The 24853-nt window shown below is 40.2% G+C and carries 24 protein-coding genes; 6 read left to right on the forward strand and 18 right to left on the reverse strand.

All coding sequences use genetic code 11. From position 1 onward, the window contains the following. The first annotated feature begins 78 nt into the window (after positions 1 to 78). The gene (mtnB, locus tag H509_RS0120555) at positions 79 to 717 is read left to right on the forward strand and encodes a methylthioribulose 1-phosphate dehydratase (protein WP_028546738.1); all 639 of its coding nucleotides are present in this window, start codon (positions 79 to 81) and stop codon (positions 715 to 717) included. A 243-nt stretch (positions 718 to 960) separates the two neighbouring features. Here the strand turns inward: mtnB and H509_RS0120560 are convergent, their stop codons facing one another. The 4 genes from H509_RS0120560 to thrS all read right to left on the reverse strand — a co-directional run bounded on the left by H509_RS0120560 (position 961) and on the right by thrS (position 5492). Continuing rightward, the gene (locus tag H509_RS0120560) at positions 961 to 2133 is read right to left on the reverse strand and encodes a sensor histidine kinase (RefSeq protein WP_028546739.1); all 1173 of its coding nucleotides are present in this window, start codon (positions 2131 to 2133) and stop codon (positions 961 to 963) included. Further along, on the reverse strand, positions 2126 to 2818 hold the full coding sequence (locus H509_RS0120565; RefSeq protein ID WP_028546740.1) for a response regulator transcription factor: 693 nt from the start codon (positions 2816 to 2818) through the stop codon (positions 2126 to 2128). Before H509_RS0120565 ends, H509_RS0120560 begins: the two co-directional genes overlap by 8 nt. 124 nt (positions 2819 to 2942) lie before the next feature. After that, complete coding sequence (locus H509_RS0120570; protein ID WP_028546741.1) at positions 2943 to 3329, reverse strand: hypothetical protein; 387 nt, start codon at positions 3327 to 3329, stop codon at positions 2943 to 2945. Positions 3330 to 3575: 246 nt separating this feature from the next. Next, positions 3576 to 5492 (reverse strand): threonine--tRNA ligase, encoded by a 1917-nt coding sequence (thrS, locus tag H509_RS0120575; protein ID WP_028546742.1) that lies wholly within the window; start codon positions 5490 to 5492, stop codon positions 3576 to 3578. 651 nt (positions 5493 to 6143) lie between these two features. Between thrS and H509_RS0120580 the strand changes: the two genes are divergently transcribed. Next, on the forward strand, positions 6144 to 6344 hold the full coding sequence (locus H509_RS0120580) for a hypothetical protein (protein ID WP_028546743.1): 201 nt from the start codon (positions 6144 to 6146) through the stop codon (positions 6342 to 6344). A 122-nt stretch (positions 6345 to 6466) separates the two neighbouring features. Here the strand turns inward: H509_RS0120580 and H509_RS0120585 are convergent, their stop codons facing one another. The 7 genes from H509_RS0120585 to H509_RS0120615 form a co-directional block, all read right to left on the reverse strand. Beyond that, positions 6467 to 6919, reverse strand: a complete 453-nt coding sequence (locus H509_RS0120585; RefSeq protein WP_028546744.1) for an SRPBCC domain-containing protein — start codon at positions 6917 to 6919, stop codon at positions 6467 to 6469. A gap of 425 nt (positions 6920 to 7344) precedes the next feature. Then, positions 7345 to 7812, reverse strand: coding sequence for a nucleoside-diphosphate kinase (locus H509_RS26185; protein ID WP_051287491.1), 468 nt, complete (start codon positions 7810 to 7812; stop codon positions 7345 to 7347). A gap of 105 nt (positions 7813 to 7917) precedes the next feature. Next, complete coding sequence (locus H509_RS0120595) at positions 7918 to 8808, reverse strand: radical SAM protein (protein ID WP_028546745.1); 891 nt, start codon at positions 8806 to 8808, stop codon at positions 7918 to 7920. Between the two features lie 225 nt (positions 8809 to 9033). Beyond that, positions 9034 to 9765: an ABC transporter permease gene (locus tag H509_RS0120600; RefSeq protein WP_051287492.1), complete on the reverse strand. Its 732-nt coding sequence runs from the start codon at positions 9763 to 9765 to the stop codon at positions 9034 to 9036. A gap of 64 nt (positions 9766 to 9829) precedes the next feature. Next, entirely contained in the window at positions 9830 to 10609 is a 780-nt protein-coding gene (locus H509_RS0120605; RefSeq protein WP_028546747.1) for an ABC-2 family transporter protein, read from the reverse strand. 5 nt (positions 10610 to 10614) lie between these two features. Further along, positions 10615 to 11628: an ABC transporter ATP-binding protein gene (locus H509_RS0120610; protein WP_028546748.1), complete on the reverse strand. Its 1014-nt coding sequence runs from the start codon at positions 11626 to 11628 to the stop codon at positions 10615 to 10617. 88 nt (positions 11629 to 11716) lie between these two features. Further along, positions 11717 to 13252 (reverse strand): nucleotidyltransferase family protein, encoded by a 1536-nt coding sequence (locus H509_RS0120615; protein ID WP_028546749.1) that lies wholly within the window; start codon positions 13250 to 13252, stop codon positions 11717 to 11719. 293 nt (positions 13253 to 13545) lie between these two features. Here H509_RS0120615 and H509_RS0120620 point away from each other — a divergent pair, with 293 nt between their 5' ends. Further along, positions 13546 to 14328 (forward strand): Cof-type HAD-IIB family hydrolase, encoded by a 783-nt coding sequence (locus H509_RS0120620; RefSeq protein WP_028546750.1) that lies wholly within the window; start codon positions 13546 to 13548, stop codon positions 14326 to 14328. 176 nt (positions 14329 to 14504) lie between these two features. On the opposite strand, the gene H509_RS0120625 is transcribed toward H509_RS0120620, so the two are convergent. The 6 genes from H509_RS0120625 to H509_RS0120650 all read right to left on the reverse strand — a co-directional run bounded on the left by H509_RS0120625 (position 14505) and on the right by H509_RS0120650 (position 21013). Beyond that, on the reverse strand, positions 14505 to 15185 hold the full coding sequence (locus H509_RS0120625; RefSeq protein WP_028546751.1) for a DnaD domain-containing protein: 681 nt from the start codon (positions 15183 to 15185) through the stop codon (positions 14505 to 14507). Between the two features lie 186 nt (positions 15186 to 15371). Beyond that, entirely contained in the window at positions 15372 to 16667 is a 1296-nt protein-coding gene (gene asnS, locus H509_RS0120630) for an asparagine--tRNA ligase (protein ID WP_028546752.1), read from the reverse strand. A gap of 60 nt (positions 16668 to 16727) precedes the next feature. Continuing rightward, entirely contained in the window at positions 16728 to 17945 is a 1218-nt protein-coding gene (locus H509_RS0120635; RefSeq protein WP_028546753.1) for an acetate/propionate family kinase, read from the reverse strand. Continuing rightward, complete coding sequence (locus H509_RS0120640; RefSeq protein WP_028546754.1) at positions 17942 to 18814, reverse strand: 3-hydroxyacyl-CoA dehydrogenase family protein; 873 nt, start codon at positions 18812 to 18814, stop codon at positions 17942 to 17944. The genes H509_RS0120635 and H509_RS0120640 overlap by 4 nt, the downstream gene beginning before the upstream one ends. Positions 18815 to 18957: 143 nt before the next feature. Beyond that, positions 18958 to 20481 carry an AAA family ATPase gene (locus tag H509_RS0120645; RefSeq protein ID WP_084159316.1) on the reverse strand — a complete coding sequence of 508 codons (1524 nt, stop codon included), beginning with the start codon at positions 20479 to 20481 and terminating at the stop codon, positions 18958 to 18960. Continuing rightward, a complete protein-coding gene (locus H509_RS0120650) occupies positions 20453 to 21013 on the reverse strand; it encodes a hypothetical protein (RefSeq protein WP_028546756.1) in 561 nt (186 codons plus the stop codon). Before H509_RS0120650 ends, H509_RS0120645 begins: the two co-directional genes overlap by 29 nt. A gap of 352 nt (positions 21014 to 21365) precedes the next feature. Here H509_RS0120650 and H509_RS0120655 point away from each other — a divergent pair, with 352 nt between their 5' ends. Genes H509_RS0120655 through H509_RS0120665 form a run of 3 tightly spaced genes read left to right on the forward strand, consistent with a single transcriptional unit; the run spans position 21366 to position 23735 of the window. Then, positions 21366 to 21623: a FeoA family protein gene (locus tag H509_RS0120655; protein WP_036698264.1), complete on the forward strand. Its 258-nt coding sequence runs from the start codon at positions 21366 to 21368 to the stop codon at positions 21621 to 21623. Then, positions 21620 to 22351: a FeoB small GTPase domain-containing protein gene (locus H509_RS0120660; RefSeq protein ID WP_028546758.1), complete on the forward strand. Its 732-nt coding sequence runs from the start codon at positions 21620 to 21622 to the stop codon at positions 22349 to 22351. Before H509_RS0120655 ends, H509_RS0120660 begins: the two co-directional genes overlap by 4 nt. Continuing rightward, complete coding sequence (locus H509_RS0120665) at positions 22329 to 23735, forward strand: nucleoside recognition domain-containing protein (RefSeq protein WP_028546759.1); 1407 nt, start codon at positions 22329 to 22331, stop codon at positions 23733 to 23735. The genes H509_RS0120660 and H509_RS0120665 overlap by 23 nt, the downstream gene beginning before the upstream one ends. A 143-nt stretch (positions 23736 to 23878) precedes the next feature. Here H509_RS0120665 and H509_RS0120670 read toward each other — a convergent pair whose 3' ends face one another. Beyond that, positions 23879 to 24850, reverse strand: coding sequence for an ETX/MTX2 family pore-forming toxin (locus tag H509_RS0120670; RefSeq protein WP_028546760.1), 972 nt, complete (start codon positions 24848 to 24850; stop codon positions 23879 to 23881). Positions 24851 to 24853 lie beyond the last annotated feature (3 nt).

Raw genomic sequence — 24853 nt, forward strand, 5'->3', positions numbered from 1 at the left:
GAGATAACTCTATCTTGTTGCGCCTGCTACTTTATGCAGGAATCGTGTAAGCATTTCCTATTTAGGAGGAACTTAACAGTGAGCCTAGAAATCACATTAGAGCACAAACAGCAGGCATTCCATGAATTACGATCCGTCAAAGAGTTATTTGCAGCACGCAATTGGTTTCCTGGTACAAGCGGCAACTTGTCAGTACGTGTAGGCGATATTCAAGATGAACGGTTTCAGTTTGCGATTACCGCAAGTGGTAAAGACAAAACCGTTCATACGCCTGAAGATTTCCTGCTTGTAAACGAGCTTGGTCAGCCTACAGAGCGTACTTCGCTAAAGCCAAGTGCGGAGACGTTAATTCATTGTGAAATTTATCGGCTTACAGGCTGCGGCGCTATTTTCCATGTGCATACTGTTTTTAATAACATCGTATCTGAGCTGTATGGAGAAGAAGGCTATATTCCTGTCCAAGGTGTCGAGTTGATCAAAGCGTTTAACATATGGGAAGAAAATGCAAAAATTGAGATCCCGATTGTACCCAACTACACCCATATTCCGAGTATCGTTCCCTATGTGACCGAGAAGCTAAATCCCGCTATTCCGGGCATTATTTTGCGCAACCACGGCATATATGCGTGGGGGGCCAACAGCTTTGAAGCCAAACGACACTTAGAGGCGTTTGAGTTTCTGTTTGAATATGTGTATCGTATGAAAGCTCTTCGTTAGCAGCGCACGCACTTTTACATCAACTGATGATGCTAATCAGAAGAAAATATTGCTGCTTGGCAAATGATTGAACTTTAATAACCGGAATACCTGTCGAGGTGTTCCGGTTTTCAAGGTGTCCATAGGTCCAACTGCTCATGCAGCCAATAGAATCAACTAAGTGTGCTTAACATCATTCTGAAGCAGGAATTCCAGTACATCTCAACACAGTTAATAGCATCCCACTGAACTCCCCTCTTCTCTTTACTCTTGTATGACCTGTCTTATAGGCAGTGTAACTTGCATAGTAGTTCCCATTCCTTCAATACTTTGTACCTGAATAGTTCCATGGTGCTTCGCTATAATCGTTTTGACGAGCGCAAGACCGAGACCTGTACCTCCAATGGCACGTGAACGTGATTTGTCCACCCTGTAAAAAGGCTCAAATATGAGGTCGAGCTCCTGCTCTGGTATGCCGATCCCTTGATCACTTACGGTTAGCGTTAAATCCTCGCGCGTAATGAAAGCTTGCAGTTCAACCTTGCCACCAGCTTTATTGTATTTAATGGCATTGGTCGCGAGATTACATACGGCGCTGTACAACATGCTATAATTCCCGTTCATATGGCACGCGCAGCTATGGACAACTATGCTCACTTGATGGTGATCCGCTAGTGGTTGCAGCTCGCTCGTAACCCGCTTACACAGTTCATAAATCTCGATTCTATCGTCAAAAGTCGTATGATCTTCTACAGCCAACTCAAGCAAATGGTCTGCCACTTGAATTAATCGATCGGTGCTTTGCTGTATCACTTCTGCATTCAGCTTATAATCGTCCAACGTTGGGGAGTGATCCAACTGTAGAACTTGCAAGGACGTTTTAATTGTCGTCAACGGTGTTTTAAGTTCATGAGCTGCATCTGCTGCAAACCTTCGCTGTCTGGCAAAAGAACGATCTAACCGATCAAGCATCCGGTTAAATGAGACAGATAAACTTCCCAATTCATCTTTACTGCCTAGCACAGGTATTCGCTGTTCCAAGTTAAGTTCATGTATGCCCTTTACCGCCTCGTTCAGCTTGGTCAGTGGTCGTAATGCTCTGCCGACGAGCAAATAGGTTGTGCCAATGCCCATCACGATAATAATAGTCATCATGGCAAGGCTCTGGTTCGAAAATTTCTTCTGCGCTTCCACAACACGTGTCGTAACCGAAATGTTAGAGAGAGAAGAATTGTTTTCCTGTTGACCGTACATCTCGTGCTCCAAACGAAATTTTTTACTATATTCATCATCTACAATTGTTTTGTTTAACATCGTTCCAGAAAAATAGTCTTGCGCCCCTCTAATGGAAGCCATTGTAAGCACAACAGAAATTAGAATCACTACAATACCAACAAGTGCCGTTATTCTTACTCTTAAAGAAACGTTATTAATCACTGACGTCCTCCACTGTATAGCTCATCACATACCCATGTCCCCTGTAATTTTTAATGATTTGGTTGTTCCCAATAACTGCCGACAGCTTTTTCTTCAGAGAATGAATGTGGTACTTCAATGAGTTAGAGAACAAATCCGCCTCACTGTCCCAGACGTGTTCAATCATTTCCTCTGCACTAATCACTCTGTCCTGATGATACAGCAAATACTCCAATAGACCGTATTCTTTTTTAGTAAGCTCTAACGTTTGCTGATGAACGGATACTAGCTTTTTGGCTGTATCCATTCTAACAGGTCCACAGGAAAGTTGTGTCTGCAGCTGAACAAATGATCGTCTGAGCAAATTACGAATGCGAGCCTCCAGCTCAAAGAAATCAAATGGTTTGGTCAAATAATCGTTAGCCCCAAAGTCAAGGCCTGTAATCTTATCCTCTACTGCACTGCGTGCAGATAAAATAATGATGTTGATCTCCGCGTCTAGCTGACGAATAGATTGCAGCACTACTATCCCATCCACTATAGGCAGGTTCAAATCTAATATGATCACATCGTAAGTGTTTATATCGTATAAGGCCAACGCTTCTTCTCCGTCAAATGCGCAATCAATAGCATATCCGCACTTCCTAAGCCCTTTGCTGATTACCGAACTAAGCAGTTCTTCATCTTCTACCAGTAATATTTTCACGAATACCTCCTGCTTATCCTCTACTTGTCGTATCGCTGACCGAAAAGCCGCACAAGCAGTGCGGCTTTTTTAGGATGGTGTAAGATTGTTATGTCATCATGTTCATGTTCCTATTTTGTTGTTTTTATTGTTTGTTTAGCTGTACTTTACCTGTCATATCTTGCGATAATTTCCCCGGTGCCAGCACCTTAATATCCACCGACAAGTCTTTTACCTCTTGCTTGTTCATAGGCGTTCCCTTCACTTTCGTATCCATTGTACCAAGTTCAAACGTTTTAATTGTTGTGGTAACATTTTCTGTAGTAACGTTGTTCTGTTTTTTGTTTACTTGTTTTAGCTTTTCTTTTCCTGCTGTCTGAATACCTAAAGCGTCAGCTGTTATTTCAGTAATCTTAGCAGAAAGGTGATTCAAAGAGCTACCAGAGCCTGAGCTAGCAGCAAACGCCGACGCCGAGCCTCCTACTACCAAAAATGCACTAAGCAACCCAATAACCGATTTTTTCATTTTCATTTTCGTTTCCTCCCCAAATTTAAGTTGTTATATCTTACATCCATGCCTCTATTATAAAAAGCAGTAAGTTAGGACAAGGTTAGTAAATAATTCGTCAGTTCATTTCGCTTAAAACAGAAAAAGAGCGACCAGAAGTCATGCTGGTCGCCTGAAATAGTGAACTGCTATTTATCCACCCAACGGATGGACAATCGTGCTGTGTAATAGAGTTAGGAGGAATAAACGACTAGAATGGATTCGCATTCCCTATCCCTTTTTACTCGTTATTTCTTGCTTCATCTGTTCAATTAGTTCTCGAATACTTTTCATTCCTAAATCCCCTTCGCCACGTTTGCGAACGGATACGCTATTTGCATTTTTCTCATTTTCCCCAAGCACTAACATATAAGGTACTTTTTCCAGCTGCGCTTCACGAATTTTGTAACCAAGCTTTTCATCTCGTACATCCATCTCGACCCGAATACCCGCCTCAGCCAATATCTTTTTAATAGCGTAAGCATATTCGTTATAATGCTCTGACACAGCCAGCAGCTTCACTTGAACAGGAGCAAGCCAAAGTGGAAATGCACCTGCATAATGCTCAGTAATAATGCCTATGAAACGATCGATAGAGCCATAAACCGCTCGATGGATGACGACAGGCCGGTACTTCTGACTGTCCTCGCCAATGTAAGTTAGATCAAATTTTTCTGGCATTTGAAAATCGAGTTGGATCGTTCCACACTGCCAGCTTCGTTTCAAAGCATCTAAAATGTGAAAGTCAATTTTTGGACCATAGAATGCACCGTCTCCTTCATTAACGTGATATGAAATACCACGCTTATCCAAGACGTGTTGCAGCGACTTTTCCGCTTCATCCCACAGCTCATCTGAACCCATGTAATCCTCAGGTCGTGTTGATAATTCGATCTTGTATTCAAACCCAAACACTTGATAAATATGGTCAATTAAGGCGATGACCTGACCAATCTCCTCCTCAATCTGACTTGGCAGTACAAAGAGATGAGCATCATCTTGACAGAACGTACGGACACGCATCATTCCGTTAAGTGCCCCGGAATATTCATGACGATGCACTTGACCGTATTCAGACAGACGAATGGGCAATTCTCGATAGGAATGCATGCTGTTCTTGTACACTAGCATATGCCCCGGGCAGTTCATCGGTTTTAACGCAAACGTATGATCATCCACATTTGTAAAGTACATGTTATCTTTATAATGATCCCAATGTCCAGACTGCTCCCATAGGCGATTATTTAACATTAATGGGGTACGCACCTCGTCGTACCCTCTTTGTTGCTGTATATCGCGTGCAAAGTTTTCTAGCTCTGTACGAATCGTCATCCCCTTTGGCAAATAGAAAGGCATGCCCGGCGCTTCTTCGGAGAACATAAACAACTCCAGTTCTTTCCCCAGCTTGCGATGGTCACGTTTTTTAGCTTCTTCTACCAATTGCAAATGTTCTGCTAGCTCTGCTTTTTTAGGAAATGAAGTGCCATATATGCGCTGTAGCATCTTGTTGTTTGCATCTCCGCGCCAGTAGGCACCTGCTACGCTTAGCAGTTTAAATGCTTTAATTTTTCCTGTCGAAGGAAGATGTGGACCTCTGCACAGATCAACGAATTCACCTTGCTCATAGAGGGTGATGACCGCCTCATCCGACAATCCTTGAATAAGTTCAATTTTTAACGGTTCCTCTAATTGTTCAAACCTACCCATCGCCTCTGCCCGACTTACAACACGACGAACGATCGGCAAGTTTTCCTGTATAATGTTTTCCATTTCGCGTTCGATACGCACCAGGTCTTCACTTGATACTGATGTATGAATATCCATATCGTAATAAAATCCGTTATCGATAACGGGTCCGATTCCAAGCTTAATGTTTTCATTTCCGTAGATCCGTTTCAAAGCTTGAGCCAGTATATGTGCTGTCGTATGTCGGTAAACCTCCATACCATCTTTGCTGTCCAACGTTACAATCTCTACACGACATTCAGCTGTAATCGGCTCATTCAGATCAACTAGCTTCTCGTTGATTTTACCAGCTACAGCATTCTTTTTTAAGGCGATGCTAATTGATTCCGCTACTTGCGCTATCGTAGTTCCTTGCTCATACCCCTTTTTTGTTCCATCTGGCAATGTTACATAGATCTCCATGACCTCGTCTCCATTCTTTGTAATTATGAAATTGAACGCAAAAAAACGCCTCTCTCCACTAAGGGACGAGTGCGTTCAGCTCGTGGTTCCACCCTAATTCGACCATTATTTAATCATACCGAGCTAATGCCCGTACACGAAAGATAAGGTCCTTATTAGTATCCGTTATCGAGGATAAATCGGTGCCACTTACTGTCAAGATCATCAGATCTAGTGTTCAATGCCACAGCTACAAAGGGGTAATCTCACATCCGTAACAGAAGAAGCTTTCAGCTTACACTTCTCTCTCTGGGCAGTCCGTGAAGGAGATCATATCTCTGATCAATGCCTCATATATAATTATTGGAATTAACATTAGCACCGATATTATTCAAAGTCAACACCCGATAAAATGGCTATAGCAAATTAATGTATATTTTTGGTATAACTATTATAATTAAATATAAAAGAACAACTACCATTTCAGTCTCAGTTGTTACCTTTAATTGGTTTAATATAAACCTCAACCAGATAAGGAAGCGATTCCTTTGCGCGATCATTCACCTAAATATGCTTGGAAGTCAGCTCACATTTGCGGAGCATTCATTTCCATATAATAACTTTTTATGTTACACTTGCTTTATTCACTTCCTTATGTGAGGAGACATTATTATGAAACTTGTGCGCAAATTTTCGCTGCTCGTGATCAACTTGATTGGAGAGCTGTGGATAGGCGGAATTAGACGAAAACCTGACTTTTACGACACCCATACAGATCAGGTGACACACACCAAATTCGGCTATTACTCGTTTCTCGCATTCATAACAATTAGTGTAACAATGGCGTTATATTGGTTCATTTACAAAAATTAAACAGCGTCTGCCTCTTACGCACAGTGAGGTCCCTAGACTGGACCTCACAGTTGATTATGCAGGCGCGAATCATTTATATTTTAATACGGTATAGCTTTATTCTCACATCTCTTCTAACACAATTAGAATGCTAGCGGCTTCCCTGTCTCGATCAGTGTCTTCATACTGCTTAACACCATCCACCATGCTCTGGCACTGTTACGATAAGATGGATCTTGATCATGCCATTGATCATGTCGAAGCTCGAGCTTCGTGCATGTTCCCACCGCTTCTAATCGATAGGTTATCCTAGATCCATACCGTTCCACACCAGCATAATAAGAAGGACCTACCTTATGCGTGATGCTGAATACGTGCCCCGGCTCATATTCTAATATGTTACCGAATACATGAACCGTGTTGTCCCCATCTGCGCCAGGACCAACATAAGCAAACGGTGCTCCTTTTTCAAAAGTTGACTCGATAATACAACCACCGTAAATCGCTTTTGTTCCAGCCGGGGAAACAATCGTGTCCCATACTTGCTCTAATGAACCTGCTATATACAGTTCATAATAAAGTTCGCTTAATCCCATTGTAAATAGGACCTCCTCTATGTTTGATCGTACACACTAATCGATTGTTAGCTGCTGTCAGCATACCACGACTTTGCTGACAGTTACGGTCAGGGAAGTCAGTTAGTCCAGTCACTTTAGATTTATATTCTGCGGCACAAAAAACCGGCAAGAAATTATCCTGACCGGTTTAAAGAGACCCTTTAAATTTTGGTGCACACGCGAGATTCTTCAGCAGTTTGAATTTTGTTGCGGGTCCACCCCATTAATTTATGACTCGTAACGATGATTAATTCTAACAGTAAAATAGTGCAGTTCATCTCTTTATACACGTTATATGTATATTTTAAACATTAATCATCGTTATACGCTCCCAACATTGTTCTTTACAATCAATTTTGTTAGAGAAAAATACAGCAAACTAGATTAAGTTCTACTCATATATGTTACAAGGTAGTGATAACGTCATGCTGATTCGCTATTATCCATTGATCTAATACCTTCGTATAATTATTGATTTCTGCTAATGAGAAAAAAATTGATGACTCTCTGTGACCATCTCCAGGTGAGGAACAATGAAGAACTCCCCTTGATGGATGAGAGGAGAAGTAAAACCTAACCGTCCCTGCAATATCATGTTTCCCCTGAAGATCCTTTAACAACTCAGCTGAATCAATGCCCAATGGAGATTCAACCGTAATCGCTACAACTGGACCATCTAAACAACAATTGATAAGAACTCCATAATGAGCTGAAGCTTTATGACCCTCATATAGTTCTTCAATTTGTTCTCTAGTTGCTGTAATCATTTTTAATCCAACAATTTTAAGACCCTTGTCCTCGATGAAACATATAATTTTACCAATTAAATTTCTTTGAACAACTTCTGGTTTCAAAAGTATAAAAGCCCTCATTTAAATCCCTACTTTCACAAGATTGCTAGTCTCCCAAATTTCATAGTATGTTGAATCTAATTACCTCTCTCTTAACTGTTGAAACTCTCAGTTACAATTGTCAGTTTAGGTCGTTTCAGCTAATTCGTGATTTACGAGTAAAGACAAAATACTATTCACCGCATCCTTTTCTGCTATATTTCCAAGCAATATTCTCTCATTATTCTCGTCTTCAGATAACCAATAATCATGATTATTTTGTTGTGGCACCCATACTATACCTTCACCATCTATTAACAGGTATTTGTTTTTTCGATTCAATCTTGATTTTAATTGAATTTCAATCGAAGTATTATTAAATGAAGTTAAAATTTTTTCAAGGCTATTGAAATCTTCATCAGATAGCTCATATTTAAGTCTATTTTTATAACCTCCCGGACCAATTGGCATGAACTGAAATAATTGCCATTTCTTAATGTTTTGATATCCCTTTATAAGATTAAAAATATTTATAATATCATCTATATTATTTTTATGAACAACTGTATTAATGCATAAGTTAGCACCTTTAAGACTAAGCTCCTCTAAAATCCTTATTATTTCATTCACTTTTAAATTACGTCTAAAATGATTTATTATATAGTCAGTGGAACCGTCAAACGGAATGCCGATTATATCAACTGAATGTACGATATCCTCTGCAGAAATTTTATTGACTATTTTATTCGTACCTATCTCAACATCCTTTATTAGAGAGAGACCTACCGTATCGAGGTTAATTCGATATCCCATTTTCTTAAGATTCCGTAAAATATAAGGCATATCCCATCTTGCCAATGGTTCACCGCCGGCCATTGTAATTTTAGGTATCCCCGTTCTCTCCTTTAACTCAAATAAAAAATGCAATAAATCTTTAGTTAAATAATCTTTGTTACTAAAAAAGTTGTAACAACCCGGACACCTAACAAAACACTTATTACCACCACTTAATTGTACACTCCTGTTAATCATTTTCATTTTCCCAACCCTCTCGAGATAATAAATTTCAACATTATTTTTGAGCAATATCTGTACAGAAGATTCAAGTTGAAAGGGAATTTGAGGCAGAACAAAAACCATTAAATAATAATGCGCAGGATTGAACATTTTCAATTTAAATGAAGAATAGGATTTATGATTCTAAGAGGCAGAAGATTATCCATAAAAGACGATATTAAAATTGCTATATCCGCTTTAATATAATTAACTACCGGAGCTTTGATAATTATTGAGCCCTTTTTTCCAAATAAATATGGAAACCAGCAAAACCAATGGTCCTACTAAAGGTGCAAATAATAACAACAGGTTTGTATCTTTACCTAATAGGTACAATGCAGGATAGTAATTAATAAAAGCTAGGGGCAGAACCCAGGTTAAAAAGACTTGAATAACACTTACATATACGGATATTGGATATGAGATAAAATCTTTTATTTTAAAATATAATTCAGCTAAATAGCTAGATTTCATAAAATAAAAGCTCCAACTTCCAATTAGTATCAGCCCACCTGCTTGAAGCATAGATCCACCTGCAAGTGTTAATATTAAGTAGAAAACCTTTGAGGAATTCCAGACAATGCTTAACTCTTCTAAACACCAGATTAAAAGCGCTCCTGAAATAAGAATATGGGCAATATATCCGAAATTAAACAAACTAGCTATTAAATGAGGGAATATGCTAATAGGTTTAACCAAATATTTATCTAGCTCTCCCTTAATAACTAATTGTTCCATACTCATCATAGGTGTATATGTGAAAGAGGCACCAATTGCATACGTTAAGATATTGATACTTATCAGAAATGCCATTTCAGGCCATGTCCAACCTGAAATGGAATGAAAGTTATTAAGTAATAACCAGACAATCAAATAATTGGATGCGTACCATATAATTTGAGAAAAAATGCCCAGTATAAAATCTGCACGGTATTCCATACGTGTTCTCATTATTATTTTAAGGAAATGAATAAAAACATTTATCGACAAGTGATCACCTCATTTATCCACCTTGAATTACGAGTCGTTTAATAGCTCTCCACCACAATAAATTAACAATTAATAATAGCCCGATTACCCATCCCACACCTTCAAGTATGATATAATAAGGATGTTCAACTTTTCCTAAATAAATTGCAGAAGGAACAAACCCTAGATATTGGAAGGGTAATGTGCTAGTTAAATTAGCCCAAAATGGGTTGAAAAACCATAAAGGAATTAATGAACCTGAGAAAATACTGATAAGAGCAGTTATTGTCCAGTTAAGTGCAAAGGTAGTAAGAAACCAGAAAGAAATTAGAGCAATTAAATATCCAAGTAAATAGGAAATGATCATGGCCAATAATAAACTTATAATAAATGGGACTATATTGGGTGCATCAGGATACTGTATACCAAATAGCAGAATGGAGATACAAATTGAGGGGATTGTAGTAAAAACCACTTGGAACCCAACTACCCCCAGTTGTTCCGCAAATAAATATAATGGGTAACTTATTGGTTTTTGGAGATCAGTCGATATGTCCCCTGATTTTAATTTGTGATCGATAGACAAAAATACCCTTGTCATTAGTAGATTCATTACTGAGGTTGTAATAACTGAATATGTGATCATGTTTAATAGAGTGATTCCGTTTGACTCTGAATTGCCTATTAGTGATTTCCAAATTGAAACCTGTATGAAAATGAGAACCATATTACCAAGTATACGTAACCATACTTCAGAGCGATAACTCAGCCCTCTTATAAATGACTTGTTACAAAATGCGATATACACCTTCATAATTATCACACTCTAATTTCTATATTTTGGTTAAGATTCACAAAAACTTTGTGTATTATCTCTTCAATACTCATTTCTTCAATAGAAATATCTTTAATTTTATCTTGATGTTTAATTCCCATAATTGATTTCATGACTCCTGCTCCCTGAATATCTGTATGGATAAACTCATATTTTTTTCTAACTCCTTCATCACTAATTAACTTGGCATTTGATATTTGAAGTTGTCCAGGATCAGTATAGAATTCTATTGTTACTCTTTTGTTCATCGTGCCAGTATCTTTTTTTAATTGCAAAATATGGCCGTCAAAAACCGATTTTCCTTGGTTAACAATAATAATACGGTCACATATCTCTTCTATATCCTTTAAATCATGTGTAGTTAAAAACACGGCTACATTTTTCTGCTTATTAATATTACGAAGAAATTTTCGTATATTGTGCTTTGCTAACACATCTAAACCTATAGTAGGTTCATCTAAAAATAATATGGTTGGACTATGTAATAATGCGAGTGCAATTTCCGCTCTCATTCTTTGTCCTAAGCTTAACTGTCGAACTGGTTTGTTTAAAAAATCCTTCATATCCATAAGTTCGACAAACTCTTCAATTTTAGATCGATAATCGTACTCTGAAATCTTATATATGTATTTATGTAGTTCAAAGGAATCAATAACAGGAAGATCCCACCACAATTGGCTTCTTTGCCCAAATACAACTCCGATTTTTTTTGCAATTTCCTTTCTATTTTTGTATGGAATCATACCATTAACTTGTATATCACCTGAAGTTGGTACTAAAATACCAGTAAGCATTTTAATCATAGTTGACTTGCCTGCCCCATTAGGTCCAAGATACCCGATTGAATCCCCCTCATTAATTACAAAAGATATTTCATCTACCGCCTTGTTACAAATGTACTCTTTACTAAACAAAGTTTTTAATGCACCAAAAGTACCTGTGTATCGTTTATTGGTTCTATACTCCTTTACCAGTTTATTTATCTTAATAATCTCCATTGCCCAACCCCCAAAAATGAATATAGTCACGCTATTGATCGTAATAGAAATACCAGAATAATCTCTCATAAGTCGTGACGTTTATAAACTATGAAAGTTGCATCACTGGCATTTTAAACCAAAGATCCTTATCGTAATAAAAATTTGGACTTAATAAATGATAAAAATGATGTAACATTTTTTCTTGCAAACCAACAACAAATACAAGTTTATTATTTAATGATTTAAGAGCATTCTTTGGAATACTGACAATAAATTCTTCCCCGGTTGAAGATTTTGCATCCCTAATAATTCTATCTCTTAACATATACGTTCTATCTATTAAATTTAAATTTATAGTTTCAAATATTAACTCATTTTTAGAAAAATCAGGATCAAAAAAATCTATTACAATCTCGAATCTATCAAGTGAAGCCATCATTCTACTATCCAGATGAAATATAAAAAATAATGTTGAATGATCCATATAAATACGATATTTAGTATCAAAATTGTACTTGAAGTCATTAAGTTGAATGTTTGAATGAATTAGGTCATGTCCTTGTTCATTAATTATTATCGGGTGTTTCCAATAATAGTTTTTATCGCCATAGCAAACCGTTTTAAGATACCGCTGCAACTCCTCTACTCTATCCTCATTTTTACTGAACAATCTTGATGTTATGCTATCCTTCCATTCAATTGAAAATGGTTTTGATATAGGAAAATTAAACTTCTTCATAATCGATTCGTTAATGCCCGTATCGAATATTTGATTAGTAAGATTCAACGTATAATACAATATTTCAATTATGTTGTATTCTTGTGCAAGTTGTATTAATCTATCCCAATTTAAATCTTGATTTGATATAAGTACAAACACATCGTAATATTTATTAAGCCTAGGTCCTCGATAAAACCACTCTGAGTCAGTATATAAGCTTTCCAATAAATGTATTATCATATGCTCATTATCAAGGGTTTTTATATCCATACCATTAATGTTTATAATTCTCCATGAATTTAGAAATTTACTCATTTTTTCTCTTTCTGTAATTGTTCCATGTACGCTCTTTTGAAGCTCAAGCTCAATATATTTTCCTTGATCATACTCGTAATAATATTCAAAGTACTCATGATGTTTATGCGCTTTCATTACTGGGCGTTCAAGTTTCATGATTCCTTCAGAGGTGTCATAAGGATCATGTATTCCGCATCCGTGTATATATCCGTTTTCCAACAATAAATCATGCATTCGGTTTACATCTTTTTCATCAATTAAGATATCTATATCATAACTTTTTCTTATACTTATATCGTTATGTACTAATTGTGATAATATAATACCCTTGTGTATGAGTGCACTTAAATTATTTTCATTTATCATTTTAGCTACTTTCATTACTTCATTTATGCGAACCTTCGTTATTTTATTATGTTCCTCCCAATTTTTATAATATTTAATTTTAAATTTTTCTGGAATTACGTCACTATAGTGCTTATAAAAAAAAGGAAGTAGTTGATTTTCATTTAATAGATTAAAAAGTATTTCCCAATCAATTTTATTTCTAAGATCTTCATTCATACGATTAAATTTTAAAATTTCTAGTAAAAATTCCTGTTCCATAGTTATAAACGCATTCATTCCCTCGTCCTCCTTTTATTTATAGTTAAATATACTGGAATAATATCACAGTCAATAAGCTATTCACAGTTATTTTTTGTAAATATATAACTGTAACTCTCACATATGAACAAATGTAGCCTCAAACTAAAGATTTATTCTTGCTGAAACATATTTTCTAAAAAGGTTCACTGAGATGAGAAAATATGATGGCATGATAGATGATATAATACATTTGCATCATTAAAATCTGCTTAAGTCATGCTTTCTTCTTTTGTTATATAAAAATGCCTACATGAAAAGGAGGAACAACATTGAATATAAAAATGGTATTTTTTGATTTAGATGGCACTATTGTTGATAATGAATCTGAGCAGGTGCCTACTTCAACTATCCAAAGTATTAAAGCCTTACAGCAAAAAGGGATTCAAGTTGTAATCGCCACTGGACGTTCGTATCTTTTTACTAAATCAGTCGGTAAATTACTTGGCATACATAATTTTATTAATTGCAGTGGTTCCTATATTAGGTTAGGCCATGTAGAAGTTTACAAAGATCCAATTTCTCAAATGGATGCTGATCATATATTGCAGATATGTAATACAAACGGAGACCATTTGTCTTGTTTTGGTGTCGAAGAAAGTTATTCAAACGGGTTAGCAAAAGAGATGGCTCTGCCTATTTTAAAAAACATTAATTGTCACGAAGTTCCAAGTATGTTCCCAAATAATAAAGTTGAATATATGGGGATGTGTTTATTTTTAAATAATGGAAACATTCATGATTATTTTAAAATTTCCAACGACCTTCAGTTTTACCATTGGGGAGAGAACTTTCCAAACGCATATAATATAGAGAAAAAGGGAAACAACAAAGCAAAAGCCATTCAAAAAGTATTAGACTATTTCAATGTTAGTTCAGATGAAGCTATTGCTTTTGGTGATGGGATAAATGATATCGAAATGTTACAGACGGTTCGAATTGGAATTGCGATGGGGAATGCAGGAGATCAATTAAAAGAAAAGGCTGATTTCATAACTAAAACTGTTGACAATGACGGAATACATTATGCATTAAAAACATTACAAGTAATTTAACAGAGGAATCGTTTATTGGCAACAAGGATATCAAGGCACGACTGCGTAAGCATATGGCTACGTGTTACATGAACTTTCAAAGTAACTATAATCAATCATGACACAATCACATGATTGATTATAGTTATAATTGCATAATTCTAATGAAATGAATAAGTAATAGAGCTGGCTTGACCTTACCGCGACCCTCTAAATTTTTGAGTATGGGCCCGCGCTTCTTCAACAGTTTGAATTTTGTTGCGGCTCCACTCTAACAAAATACGGTCGATGTATCGGAAATGGATTTTACCTGCAAACACCGCTTCTTTTAAGGCGAGCAGAATAAGCTCCAGTGGGTAGCGATCATCATCTATCCAGCCCGCTATCGTCTCATATTCCATCGGAGACAAAGGACGGCCAAATTCCTTTTCGAATATTTCGAATAGGTTTAAAGATTCTTGCTCTCCCGCTGCTGCCCCAGCGGCACGCTGACGCTTACGCTCCGCGATGGCCTCGTCCGTTAACAGATGGCCCAACTTATCGTACAACCCTGTTAAATTGTATCGTTCAAATTGAACACCAGACTCCGGCTCAATCTCCTCATCAATGGTCAGAAAACCATCCTTCATCATACGTTGCAGGGACGTAATCACATGGCTTGCTGGAACGCTCATTCGCTCTTGAATTTCTTCAATTGTAGGAAAATCGTTCCATTCACTTTGTTTAAATGCACTCAAATGGATAATCACCATCGTATCTGTATCCGTAAGCCCGAGTTGTTTATAGTGCTTAAGCAACAAATAAGGCAGCGATACCTGACCCGTCATCAATGCGTGTGATATACCTTTAGCATAAGCCCGGTAAGCTTCTCCGCTCATGACCGCCCCCCCTTTATGTATGTTAAATAAGTTTATTCTTATTCTGATGGTCAATTCATCTCTGTTCTTTCTTTACAGCCTTTACATTGTCTCATACTTCGACAAGTTTAGTAAGTCCCGATTGCCATATAGACAACACATCCCGTACCACAAGGAGTGATACGGGATGATAAGTACTATATAAGTTTAAGGATATAAGCGGTAGAGCATACGTGGGAACGGTATAGTCTCACGTACATGATCGAGTCCGCAAATCCAAGCTACTGTACGTTCTAACCCAAGCCCGAAGCCGGAATGAGGTACTGTACCGTATTTACGTAGATCCATATACCACTGATAAGCTTCAGCTGCCAAGTCATGCTCACGGAAGCGCTCTGCCATCAATTCAGGATCGTCAATCCGCTGCGATCCGCCAATGATCTCACCATAGCCTTCAGGCGCAATCATATCCGCACAAAGCACAACGTCTGGATTCGAAGGATCTGGCTTCATATAGAATGCCTTAATCTTTGTCGGATAATGCGTAATAAAGACAGGTGTTTCATACTGTTCGGCAATTGCAGTCTCATGCGGCGCGCCGAAATCCTCGCCCCAAGGAATGTCAAAGCCTTTCTCCTGCAAAAACTTAATCGCATCGTCGTACGTAATACGTGGGAAAGCACCGACAACCTTTTCCAGTTTCGATGTGTCACGCTCCAACGTTTCCAGCTCAGATTTGCAGTTAGTTAAGACGGATTGTACGATATGAGACACAAATTGTTCCTGCACACGCAAGTTCTCATCATGATCAACAAACGCCATCTCCGGCTCGATCATCCAAAACTCGATCAAGTGACGTCTAGTCTTGGATTTCTCCGCGCGGAACGTCGGTCCGAAAGAGTATACTTTGCCAAGCGCCATAGCCGCTGCTTCCATATAAAGCTGGCCGCTTTGCGTCAAGAACGCATCTTCTTCAAAGTATTTTGTATGGAACAGCTCTGTTGTCCCTTCGCATGAAGATGGTGTCAAAATTGGAGGGTCCATCAACGTAAACCCACGATCATTAAAGAACTGCTGCACAGCGGCAATAATTTGGCCACGGATAGCCATTACAGCACGCTGCTTAGGTGCGCGCAGCCACAGATGACGGTGATCCATCAAAAAATCAACGCCATGTTCCTTAGGCGTAATCGGATAGTCCTGCGTAATTTGAATGACTTCTACATTTGTAACTGTCAATTCAAAACCGGACTTGGAGCGCGGCTCCTCCCGTACAACCCCTGTCACATACAGGGAGCTTTCTTGAGTAAGGCTTTTCGCCGCTTCCCAAGCTTCCTCTGACAGTTCTGTCTTTACAGCGACACCTTGCATAAATCCCGTACCGTCGCGTAATTGCAGAAATTGAATTTTACCGCTCTTGCGCTTGTTGTGCAGCCAGCAGCCAATGCGGACTTCCGCGCCCACATGTTTGCTTACTTCACGAATGACACAAGTTGTCGCCATCGTTTCGATCTCCCCTATTTGTTAATTCGCCACAGCCCAAATGGCACCGAAAGCGTATGCTTATGCTTGATTCGCGTTAGCTTCTTGAGCAAGGCGATACGTATCACGTGCAATCATAAGCTCCTCATTCGTAGGGACAACAAGTACCGCTACTCGTGAGTTAGGTGTGGAAATGACACGTGGTTCCTTTGAACGAACCTTATTCAACTCTTGGTCAATTTCTACGCCCAAGAACGTCAAGTTATCACACACGTGCTTGCGAACAATCGCAGAGTTCTCCCCTACACCAGCAGTAAAGACAATGACGTCAACGCCGTCCATTGCTGCCGCATATGCACCGATATATTTACGAAGACGGTACTCATACATCTCAAAAGCTAGAGTCGCATTCGGTTCGCCTGCTTCCATGCCGTCTGTAATCTCACGCATATCACTGGAGATGCCAGATACAGCCAACAAGCCGCTATGCTTGTTAAGCATAGAATTCACTTCATTAACCGTCAAGTCTTCCTTCATCATCGTAAATGGTACGATTGCAGGATCGAGGTCCCCACTACGGGTACCCATCATCAAGCCTTCAAGCGGTGTCATCCCCATCGTCGTATCAACTGACACGCCGCCTTTGACAGCCGTCAAGCTGCCGCCGTTACCGATATGGCAAGTAATAATCTTCAGATCCTCCAGTGGACGATCCACAACTTCTGCTGCACGTTTGCTCACATAATCGTGCGAAGTTCCGTGGAAGCCGTAACGACGGATCTTGTGTTTCTTGTACAATACTTTAGGAATGGCATACATATACGCTTTAGCAGGCATCGTCTGATGGAAAGCTGTATCAAATACTACTGCTTGCGGCACGTTAGGCATGTTGGCTTCAGCCGCTTTAATTCCCATCATACAAGCTGGGTTATGTAGCGGTGCCAAGTCAAACAAACGGCGAATTTCCGATTTAACCTCGGAATCCACGAGCACAGAACTTTTAAACGTCTCGCCGCCGTGAACGACACGATGGCCAACCGCCTCAATTTCGCTGATCGAGCCAACAACACCAACTTGAGGGTCAGTCAACTTATCAAGCACTTTACGGATTGCTGTTGTGTGGTCAAGTATTTCACTAACCTCAGTAATCTCGTCTGTGTGATGTGGTTCGTGAACGAGGATGGATGAATCCATACCAATACGTTCTACACGACCTGCTGCCAATACTGCTTCTGTAGTCATGTCATAAATTTGATATTTAAGCGAGGAGCTTCCTGCGTTAATTACGAGAATTTTCATAGTCTATCCCCATCCTTGTCATACTTGAAAAATCCGACGCCGGTCTTAATACCGAGTTGGTTAGCGCGAACCATCTTTTTCAACAACACGGAAGGACGATACTTGATATCTCCGAATTCACGGAACATACGCTCCATAGCCGCCAATACCGAATCTAAGCCAAAACGATCTGCCATTTCAAGCGGACCATATTGGAAATTATATCCGATTCTCATCGCATTGTCGATGTCTTCTGCAGTTGCAACGCCTTCTTGAAGCACATGCAGCGCTTCATTGATAAGAATGCAAATAATCCGTGTAGTAACGAAGCCAGGCGATTCATAAACCATGACGCCTTTCTTCTGGACAACTTCCTCTACAAAACGTTTCGTTTCCGAGAACGTTGCTTCTGAAGTCTTCAACCCACGGATAATCTCAACCAAGTCAACCTTGGATACTGGATAAATAAAGTGCATGCCAATGACACGCTCAGGATATTTAGTCGTACTTGCAAGCTCAGTCAACGACAACGTTGATGTATTACTTGCCAGAATAATACTGCTAGGGCAGACACGATCAAGCTCTGCGAAGATCGCTTTCTTCGCTTCCAAATCTTCCGAGATCGTCTCAATTACCATGTCACAAGCGCTAAGTTCAGCGAGATGAGTTACTTTGTGAATGCGGGACAAGATAAGCTTCTTCTCGGCTTGCGTAATGGCCCATTTCTCCAATTGCTTGTCCAAGCTTGTTTCGATCATTTCATAAGCATGGTTTAGCTTCTCCGACGTTTGCTCCACCAACAGCACGTCCAGGCCTTTCACAGCAAGCATTTCTGCGATGCCTTGGCCCATTGTACCGCCGCCGATGACGCCGATTTTTTTGAAAAACATGGTCTCTTCCACCTTTCATGTTTCTATGCTCTTCTGATATTGTACCCGAACATGGGGTATCGTTATCAAAAGGATTACTGCATAGGTACCTAACGATATCTTAACATGTTTAAGGCTAAAAAAAGGAGAAAACCAGCGCATTTTCACGCTGGTAATTGTTTACTTTCACATATTAGACACCGGAAATCGTCGCCCGAAAGCTGCTCATCCTGTATCAGCTTCTCCAACGAATGCTGGAATGTATCCCGATGCTGTTCCAACATCTGTCTGGTGCGTGTCGTTAATTGTTCCATGATCGTATTCATCTCACCTGACAAAGCTTCAATGGATACATGCTTCATTTTAACTATCCCTAGACTGGTCAAGCCTGCGTTTACCATCGTCTCCACGATGTTTAGTGCCTGATCAAAGTCTCCTTGTGAGCCGGTACTACGATGTCCATAAAACATTTCCTCAGCAACAGCGCCGCCAAGTGAGATCATAATTTGTTCTTCCAAAAATGGGAGCGTATATAAATATTTTTCCTGCTGCGGTTGATGTCGAACGTACCCTAACGCTTGCCCACGCGGACTAAGTGATACTTGGGACACACTGCCCGGCCGAACTAGTTCTGCCACAATGGCATGTCCAAGTTCATGCAAAGCGACACGACGCCGTTCTTCCTGATTGGTTTCCCGATCCGTCTTCTCACCCATCATCACTTTATCAATTGCAAGTGACAAGTGCCGCATCTCTATTTGTTCTTTTTCTTCACGCATCGCATAAATAGCACCTTCGTTTAACACACTCTCAAGCTGTGCACCGGAAAATCCAAATGTTTCTTCCGCGATTTTCTCAAGCTGTACTTCATCGGCAAGCGGCTTGTTTTGGGTGTGTAATTCCAAAATATGCTGTCTGCCTTTCTTATCAGGAAGATCCACCTGAATATGTCGATCAAACCGTCCTGGGCGCAGCAAGGCACCGTCAAGCATCTCCTTGCGATTGGTTGCCGCCATAATGAGGATACGCGGCGTCTCATCTGCGTACAATCCATCCATCTCAGTAAGCAACTGATTTAACGTCTGGTCATATTCCTTCTGCTGACCGCCCTCACGTTTTCCGCCAATCACATCAATTTCATCTATAAAAATGATCGCATTTTCCTTCTTTTCTTTGACAGCGAGCTGACGTGCATCCTTAAATAAACTTCGAATGCGTCCTGCGCCAACACCCACGTACATTTCTACAAATTCACTTCCTGATGCGCCAAGGAAAACCGCATCTGCATAACTTGCTGCGGCTTTTGCCATCAGTGTCTTGCCTGTACCGGGTGGTCCTGTAAGCAAAATCCCCTTTAAGGGACGAATGCCAAATTTCTTAATGGCTTCCGGTCGGACTAAAAAATCCAACGCTTCAATAAGCTCATGCTTTGCACGATCTTGGCCGCCAATTCTATTAAATCCGATAGATTGCACTTTAGCCGATCTCGATTTAGAGCGAGCACTGCCGCTCCCATCGGTCATGCTCGTAGCTTTACTGCGATATTGTGCAGCAAAAGCCAAAATGCCGATAGCCGCGGCAGCAATAACAATCGGCCACACATTAATACCAATGTATGCCAAAAAAACAAGTACAACTATTGACAACCCGATCGCGAACTCAGGCCAAGCCATCGTCCGATTTCGCATTTGGCCACACCCCCATTGGTTGTCCTTTTAATGGCAATAACACAACTTTGCTGTTGCCTTCATGATCCTTAACCGTTACATACACATACTGATTGTCCATTTCGGTCTGAACATTAACCTCTTTATGTTTGGCAAGTCCAGCCAGCTTATTAGGAATATCTCCATAACGCTGGTGTGCCATTGCCTCAGCCACTGGAAATAAAGCTTCGGACCACCACTGTTCTAGCTTAGGTGATGTTTTATCGTTGATGACCTGTATATCTATCGTACGCTGCTCAGCTTGTTTTGACGTTTCTTTATATACACTTTGTACAATCTCGCGTATATCACTATCGGGCTTTACTCGCAGCTTAATCGCTACCTGCTTCGGCTGCCAATTCACTTCCGCTTGCTGCACGTGGCTTATATTATTAATTTGGGTCTCAAGCGGCGCTTCCATAAGTTGATGTCGGTAAATATACCAGCCTCCAAACAAGAGAATGCCACTAATAAGAATAGTTGATATCAATGGAACCCAACGAATTTGTTTCAATCTGTATCACTCCTTTATGGACTAATAAAAAACGAAGATCGACGGCTATATTGTAATTGAATGTTTATCACGATATATCATTTAACACAAGTAAAAGTATATCACAATCGTATATTATTCGAGCTATGTAATGATTGGTAAGCAAAGTAAACTTACACAACTCACTCTTTTTCTCAGAACCGTATTCACGGGTCAGTTTTGCCCTTGTGAAAGATTTTGTTGTCATGGAAATACAATTGCCCTATACTAAATAACAAATTACTTCGTATGTACATATACCTATAATACAATTTAATTTTTGCCCTTGGTAAACACTTTGTCCCTAAACTAACACGAAAGGATGGATCCGCTTATGACAACATCATCAAGTCTATCTTTAGCTGATGCAAGCACAGGCAGCTATATCCGTTTGGAACGGATCGAAGTCCAAGGCGTCCTGCGAAGACGGCTGCTTGATCTTGGATTCGTGCCTGGCAACGTGATCGAAGTGATGCAGAAAAGCCCACTTGGCGATCCAACCGCATTTCGAGTGAACAATACAACGATCGCACTGCGAATTGAAGAAAGCTCCCTCATCTTTGGGTATTACGAGGAGAGTGATGAACGATGAGGCCTTATACAGTAGCTTTAGCAGGCAACCCCAACACGGGGAAGAGCACCCTTTTTAACACATTGACTGGGCTTCGACAGCACACTGGAAATTGGGCCGGAAAAACGGTTGTGTCGGCTGAGGGTGAATTTATCCATGAGGATACTGCATTTCGAATGATCGATCTGCCAGGTACTTATTCCTTATACTCCAATTCCGCGGATGAGGAAGTGGCACGAGATTATATTATTTTTGAGCAGCCTGATGTGACAATTGTTGTTTTGGATGCTACTTCGTTGGAACGCAATTTGAACCTGGCACTCCAAGTACTCGAGATGACTTCACGTGTCGTTGTATGTATCAATCTGATGGATGAAGCGAAGAAGCTTGGTATTCGAGTAGATACCGACCAGATTGAGAGACAACTCGGCGTGCCCGTTGTAGCCGTATCTGCTCGTAATAAGACAGGTATCGATACTTTATTAGACAAAGTTGCCGAGATCGCTTCCGGCAGTCATGTCCCGAAGCCAGTTCCAGTTATTTATAACGATGACATTGAAAAGAAAATTGCCCAACTTGAGCCGCTGATCCGCCAAACTCTAGGTGACAGATTTCCAGCTCGCTGGGTAGCTTTAAGACTATTGGATGAGGATGAGAGCTTAATTTCTTCGTTAAGAGCAAAGCTTCACGAGCAGCCAGCAACAGAGCAGAAGGAGGAGATCCGTTATGGACGCACCGCTTGCCACTAATACTGCTGATCCGCTTGATTCGCTGCTTGGCGCAGCTCGCACGATTTCGCACGGAGCTCCCATTCGGGATGAACTCGTTAGTGACATTTACAGCAGAAGCCGGCAAATCTGTAAATTGGCTGTCCAATATGAGGACAAAAAGAAACTACAGAGCACTTATAAATTAGACAAAATACTCACATCTAAAATATGGGGCTACCCGATTATGTTTGCTATTTTGGGTGTTGTTTTCTGGATTACGATTACTGGAGCAAATGTTCCGTCAGGCTGGATCGCCGACTTCTTTGGGGTGATCGAGGGCTACTTAACAGCAGGCTTCCAAGCTGTTCATGCGCCTGCTTGGCTGCACGGGGTACTCGTTCTTGGCTTTTTCCGCGGTACTGCGTGGGTCATCAGCGTCATGCTGCCGCCAATGGCTATCTTTTTTCCCGTGTTCGCCTTATTAGAGAACTTCGGATACTTGCCACGTGTCGCTTTTAACATGGATCGCCTGTTCAAAAAATCAGGTGGCCATGGCAAACAAGCTCTGACGATGTCAATGGGATTTGGCTGTAATGCCGCAGCCATATTGTCGACTCGAATCATCGAGTCACCACGTGAGCGGATGCTCGCTATTTTGACGAACAACTTTGTACCGTGCAACGGACGTTGGCCTACATTGATTCTGCTCTCTTCCTTGTTTATGGCAGCAGGAGTTGGCGCTGGTCTCCACTCTCTAGCGACAGCTGGAGTTGTTATGGGGATGGTTTTGTTTGGCATCATTGTGACTCTTACTGTGTCTTGGGTGTTGTCCAAGACGGCACTTCGTGGGGTTCCTACCCATTACACGCTTGAACTGCCGCCTTACCGCAGACCGCAAATTTGGAAGACCATTTTATTGTCGTCTCGTGACAAATCGTTAAATGTGTTGACGCGTGCTGTCGTTGTAGCCGCGCCTGCTGGAGTGATTACATGGATATTAGGGAACATCTTTATCGGTGGTGACAGCATTCTGGCGCATATGGCCGGATTTTTCGAACCATTTGGACACATGATCGGACTTGATGGCTACATTATAATGGCTTTTTTGCTAGGCCTGCCTGCGAATGAGATCGTGCTTCCTATTTTATTAATGGGTTATATGTCTTCTGGCGCAATGGTTGACGCGGATGGTCTTGACAACATCAAAGACATTTTCCTCCAGCATGGCTGGACTTGGCTCACTGCTCTAAATATGATGCTGTTCTCCTTGCTTCATTATCCATGCGGAACAACGTTGTTTAACATTTATAAGGAAACTAAAAGTGTAAAATGGACGGTGTTATCTGCTGTAATTCCATTAGGTATTGCCATCGCGGTTACGTTTATTGTTGCTCAGACAGCAAGATGGCTTGGCTGGGTATAATCAAACGGTAAACCAAACAGACCACTTACATGTAGAGCCATTTGGCTGTTGTAAGTGGTCTGTTTGGTTAATACGATTAATTGCGCTTATTACCTCTACTCTTTTTTTCACATTTGCATAGGGGCTTATAATTATCTGTTGATTTAATCGCCCAACAGCTTAAAATCTGTTTTCATCGTAAATGTGTTCACTCCTGTATACTTGCCAGAGACGGTTTCTTCCACCTTTTTGCCTGGATATTCAATGTCGAACGTAACCGTATAAGGGACATCAATGATCCCCTGCAGTAAAATGGCAGAGACTTCAATTGATTTGCGGGGCGGCAATACAACTGGAACCTCTGTCGTTATTTCTTGGGTATCTTCTTGTGTGTTGGTTTCAGAATAGGTGCGCGAACCCTCAACCACAATTTCAACTTCTGACTCGCCTACCAATGGCAAGCCTCCTTTAAATTTAACCGTTTCTGATATTTTAATTCCTCTTTCACGCGTAAAACTGTAGGTATACCCTTTGGAAAAGGAAAGGGTGACTTTCTGGGTTTGCTCTGTATCCGTATGGTTGCTAACGATTTGTTTGGAGGAAACAATGGGCACACTATTTAATATGATTGCCTTATCCATTTGGAAGTCCATTCTCTTCACACTGATTGTTTTTTTGTCAGGAACAAATACCCACAGCTCATTCGGCTGCCCTTTGGACCACTCCCAAGTTACCAAGCCATTTCCATCCGCATAGGGGCCGTGTCCAGGTATATTCACCTTTTGTTCCCAATCGACATAACTATTAATTGCGTTGTGTGTTCCTGACACGTGATCATCCCGCCACACCATTAAACCGTTTACGTCTGCTTCGGAGACGGATTCCAAGTATAGTTTGGAACCATTAGTGGCGTCCTTCCTACCTATACAGGTGCCCGCTGCCTTGTTCACAAGCGCATACGCATTAGTATCACCGCTGCGCACCAGTCTTTTTTCCCAAAGTTGATAGTCATTTCCATACTGCTGGGGAGATACATATAGTTTCTCTTCTTTTTCAGATGCTGTGATGACTAATAACTTATTGTCATGAGTTCTCGCCTTTGACACAATTGTAAAGTACTCAACCACATTTGGCATAAT

It is taken from the genome of Paenibacillus taiwanensis DSM 18679, assembly GCF_000425125.1.
Lineage (GTDB): Bacteria > Bacillota > Bacilli > Paenibacillales > Paenibacillaceae > Paenibacillus_B > Paenibacillus_B taiwanensis.

Excerpts from the sequence above, each read along its gene's own strand:
- H509_RS0120600 (WP_051287492.1), bottom strand. The coding sequence starts at position 9,765 with ATGGAATACCGTGCAGATTTTATACTGGGCATTTTTTCTCAAATTATA.
- H509_RS0120610 (WP_028546748.1), bottom strand. The coding sequence starts at position 11,628 with ATGGAGATTATTAAGATAAATAAACTGGTAAAGGAGTATAGAACCAAT.
- H509_RS0120645 (WP_084159316.1), bottom strand. The coding sequence starts at position 20,481 with ATGCGAAATCGGACGATGGCTTGGCCTGAGTTCGCGATCGGGTTGTCA.
- H509_RS0120595 (WP_028546745.1), bottom strand. The coding sequence starts at position 8,808 with ATGAAAATGATTAACAGGAGTGTACAATTAAGTGGTGGTAATAAGTGT.
- thrS (WP_028546742.1), bottom strand. The coding sequence starts at position 5,492 with ATGGAGATCTATGTAACATTGCCAGATGGAACAAAAAAGGGGTATGAG.
- H509_RS26185 (WP_051287491.1), bottom strand. The coding sequence starts at position 7,812 with ATGAGGGCTTTTATACTTTTGAAACCAGAAGTTGTTCAAAGAAATTTA.
- asnS (WP_028546752.1), bottom strand. The coding sequence starts at position 16,667 with ATGGCGACAACTTGTGTCATTCGTGAAGTAAGCAAACATGTGGGCGCG.
- H509_RS0120670 (WP_028546760.1), bottom strand. The coding sequence starts at position 24,850 with ATGCCAAATGTGGTTGAGTACTTTACAATTGTGTCAAAGGCGAGAACT.
- H509_RS0120625 (WP_028546751.1), bottom strand. The coding sequence starts at position 15,185 with ATGAGCGGAGAAGCTTACCGGGCTTATGCTAAAGGTATATCACACGCA.
- H509_RS0120570 (WP_028546741.1), bottom strand. The coding sequence starts at position 3,329 with ATGAAAATGAAAAAATCGGTTATTGGGTTGCTTAGTGCATTTTTGGTA.
- H509_RS0120580 (WP_028546743.1), top strand. The coding sequence starts at position 6,144 with ATGAAACTTGTGCGCAAATTTTCGCTGCTCGTGATCAACTTGATTGGA.
- H509_RS0120585 (WP_028546744.1), bottom strand. The coding sequence starts at position 6,919 with ATGGGATTAAGCGAACTTTATTATGAACTGTATATAGCAGGTTCATTA.
- H509_RS0120660 (WP_028546758.1), top strand. The coding sequence starts at position 21,620 with ATGAGGCCTTATACAGTAGCTTTAGCAGGCAACCCCAACACGGGGAAG.
- H509_RS0120640 (WP_028546754.1), bottom strand. The coding sequence starts at position 18,814 with ATGTTTTTCAAAAAAATCGGCGTCATCGGCGGCGGTACAATGGGCCAA.
- H509_RS0120605 (WP_028546747.1), bottom strand. The coding sequence starts at position 10,609 with ATGAAGGTGTATATCGCATTTTGTAACAAGTCATTTATAAGAGGGCTG.
- H509_RS0120655 (WP_036698264.1), top strand. The coding sequence starts at position 21,366 with ATGACAACATCATCAAGTCTATCTTTAGCTGATGCAAGCACAGGCAGC.
- H509_RS0120665 (WP_028546759.1), top strand. The coding sequence starts at position 22,329 with ATGGACGCACCGCTTGCCACTAATACTGCTGATCCGCTTGATTCGCTG.
- H509_RS0120635 (WP_028546753.1), bottom strand. The coding sequence starts at position 17,945 with ATGAAAATTCTCGTAATTAACGCAGGAAGCTCCTCGCTTAAATATCAA.
- H509_RS0120615 (WP_028546749.1), bottom strand. The coding sequence starts at position 13,252 with ATGAATGCGTTTATAACTATGGAACAGGAATTTTTACTAGAAATTTTA.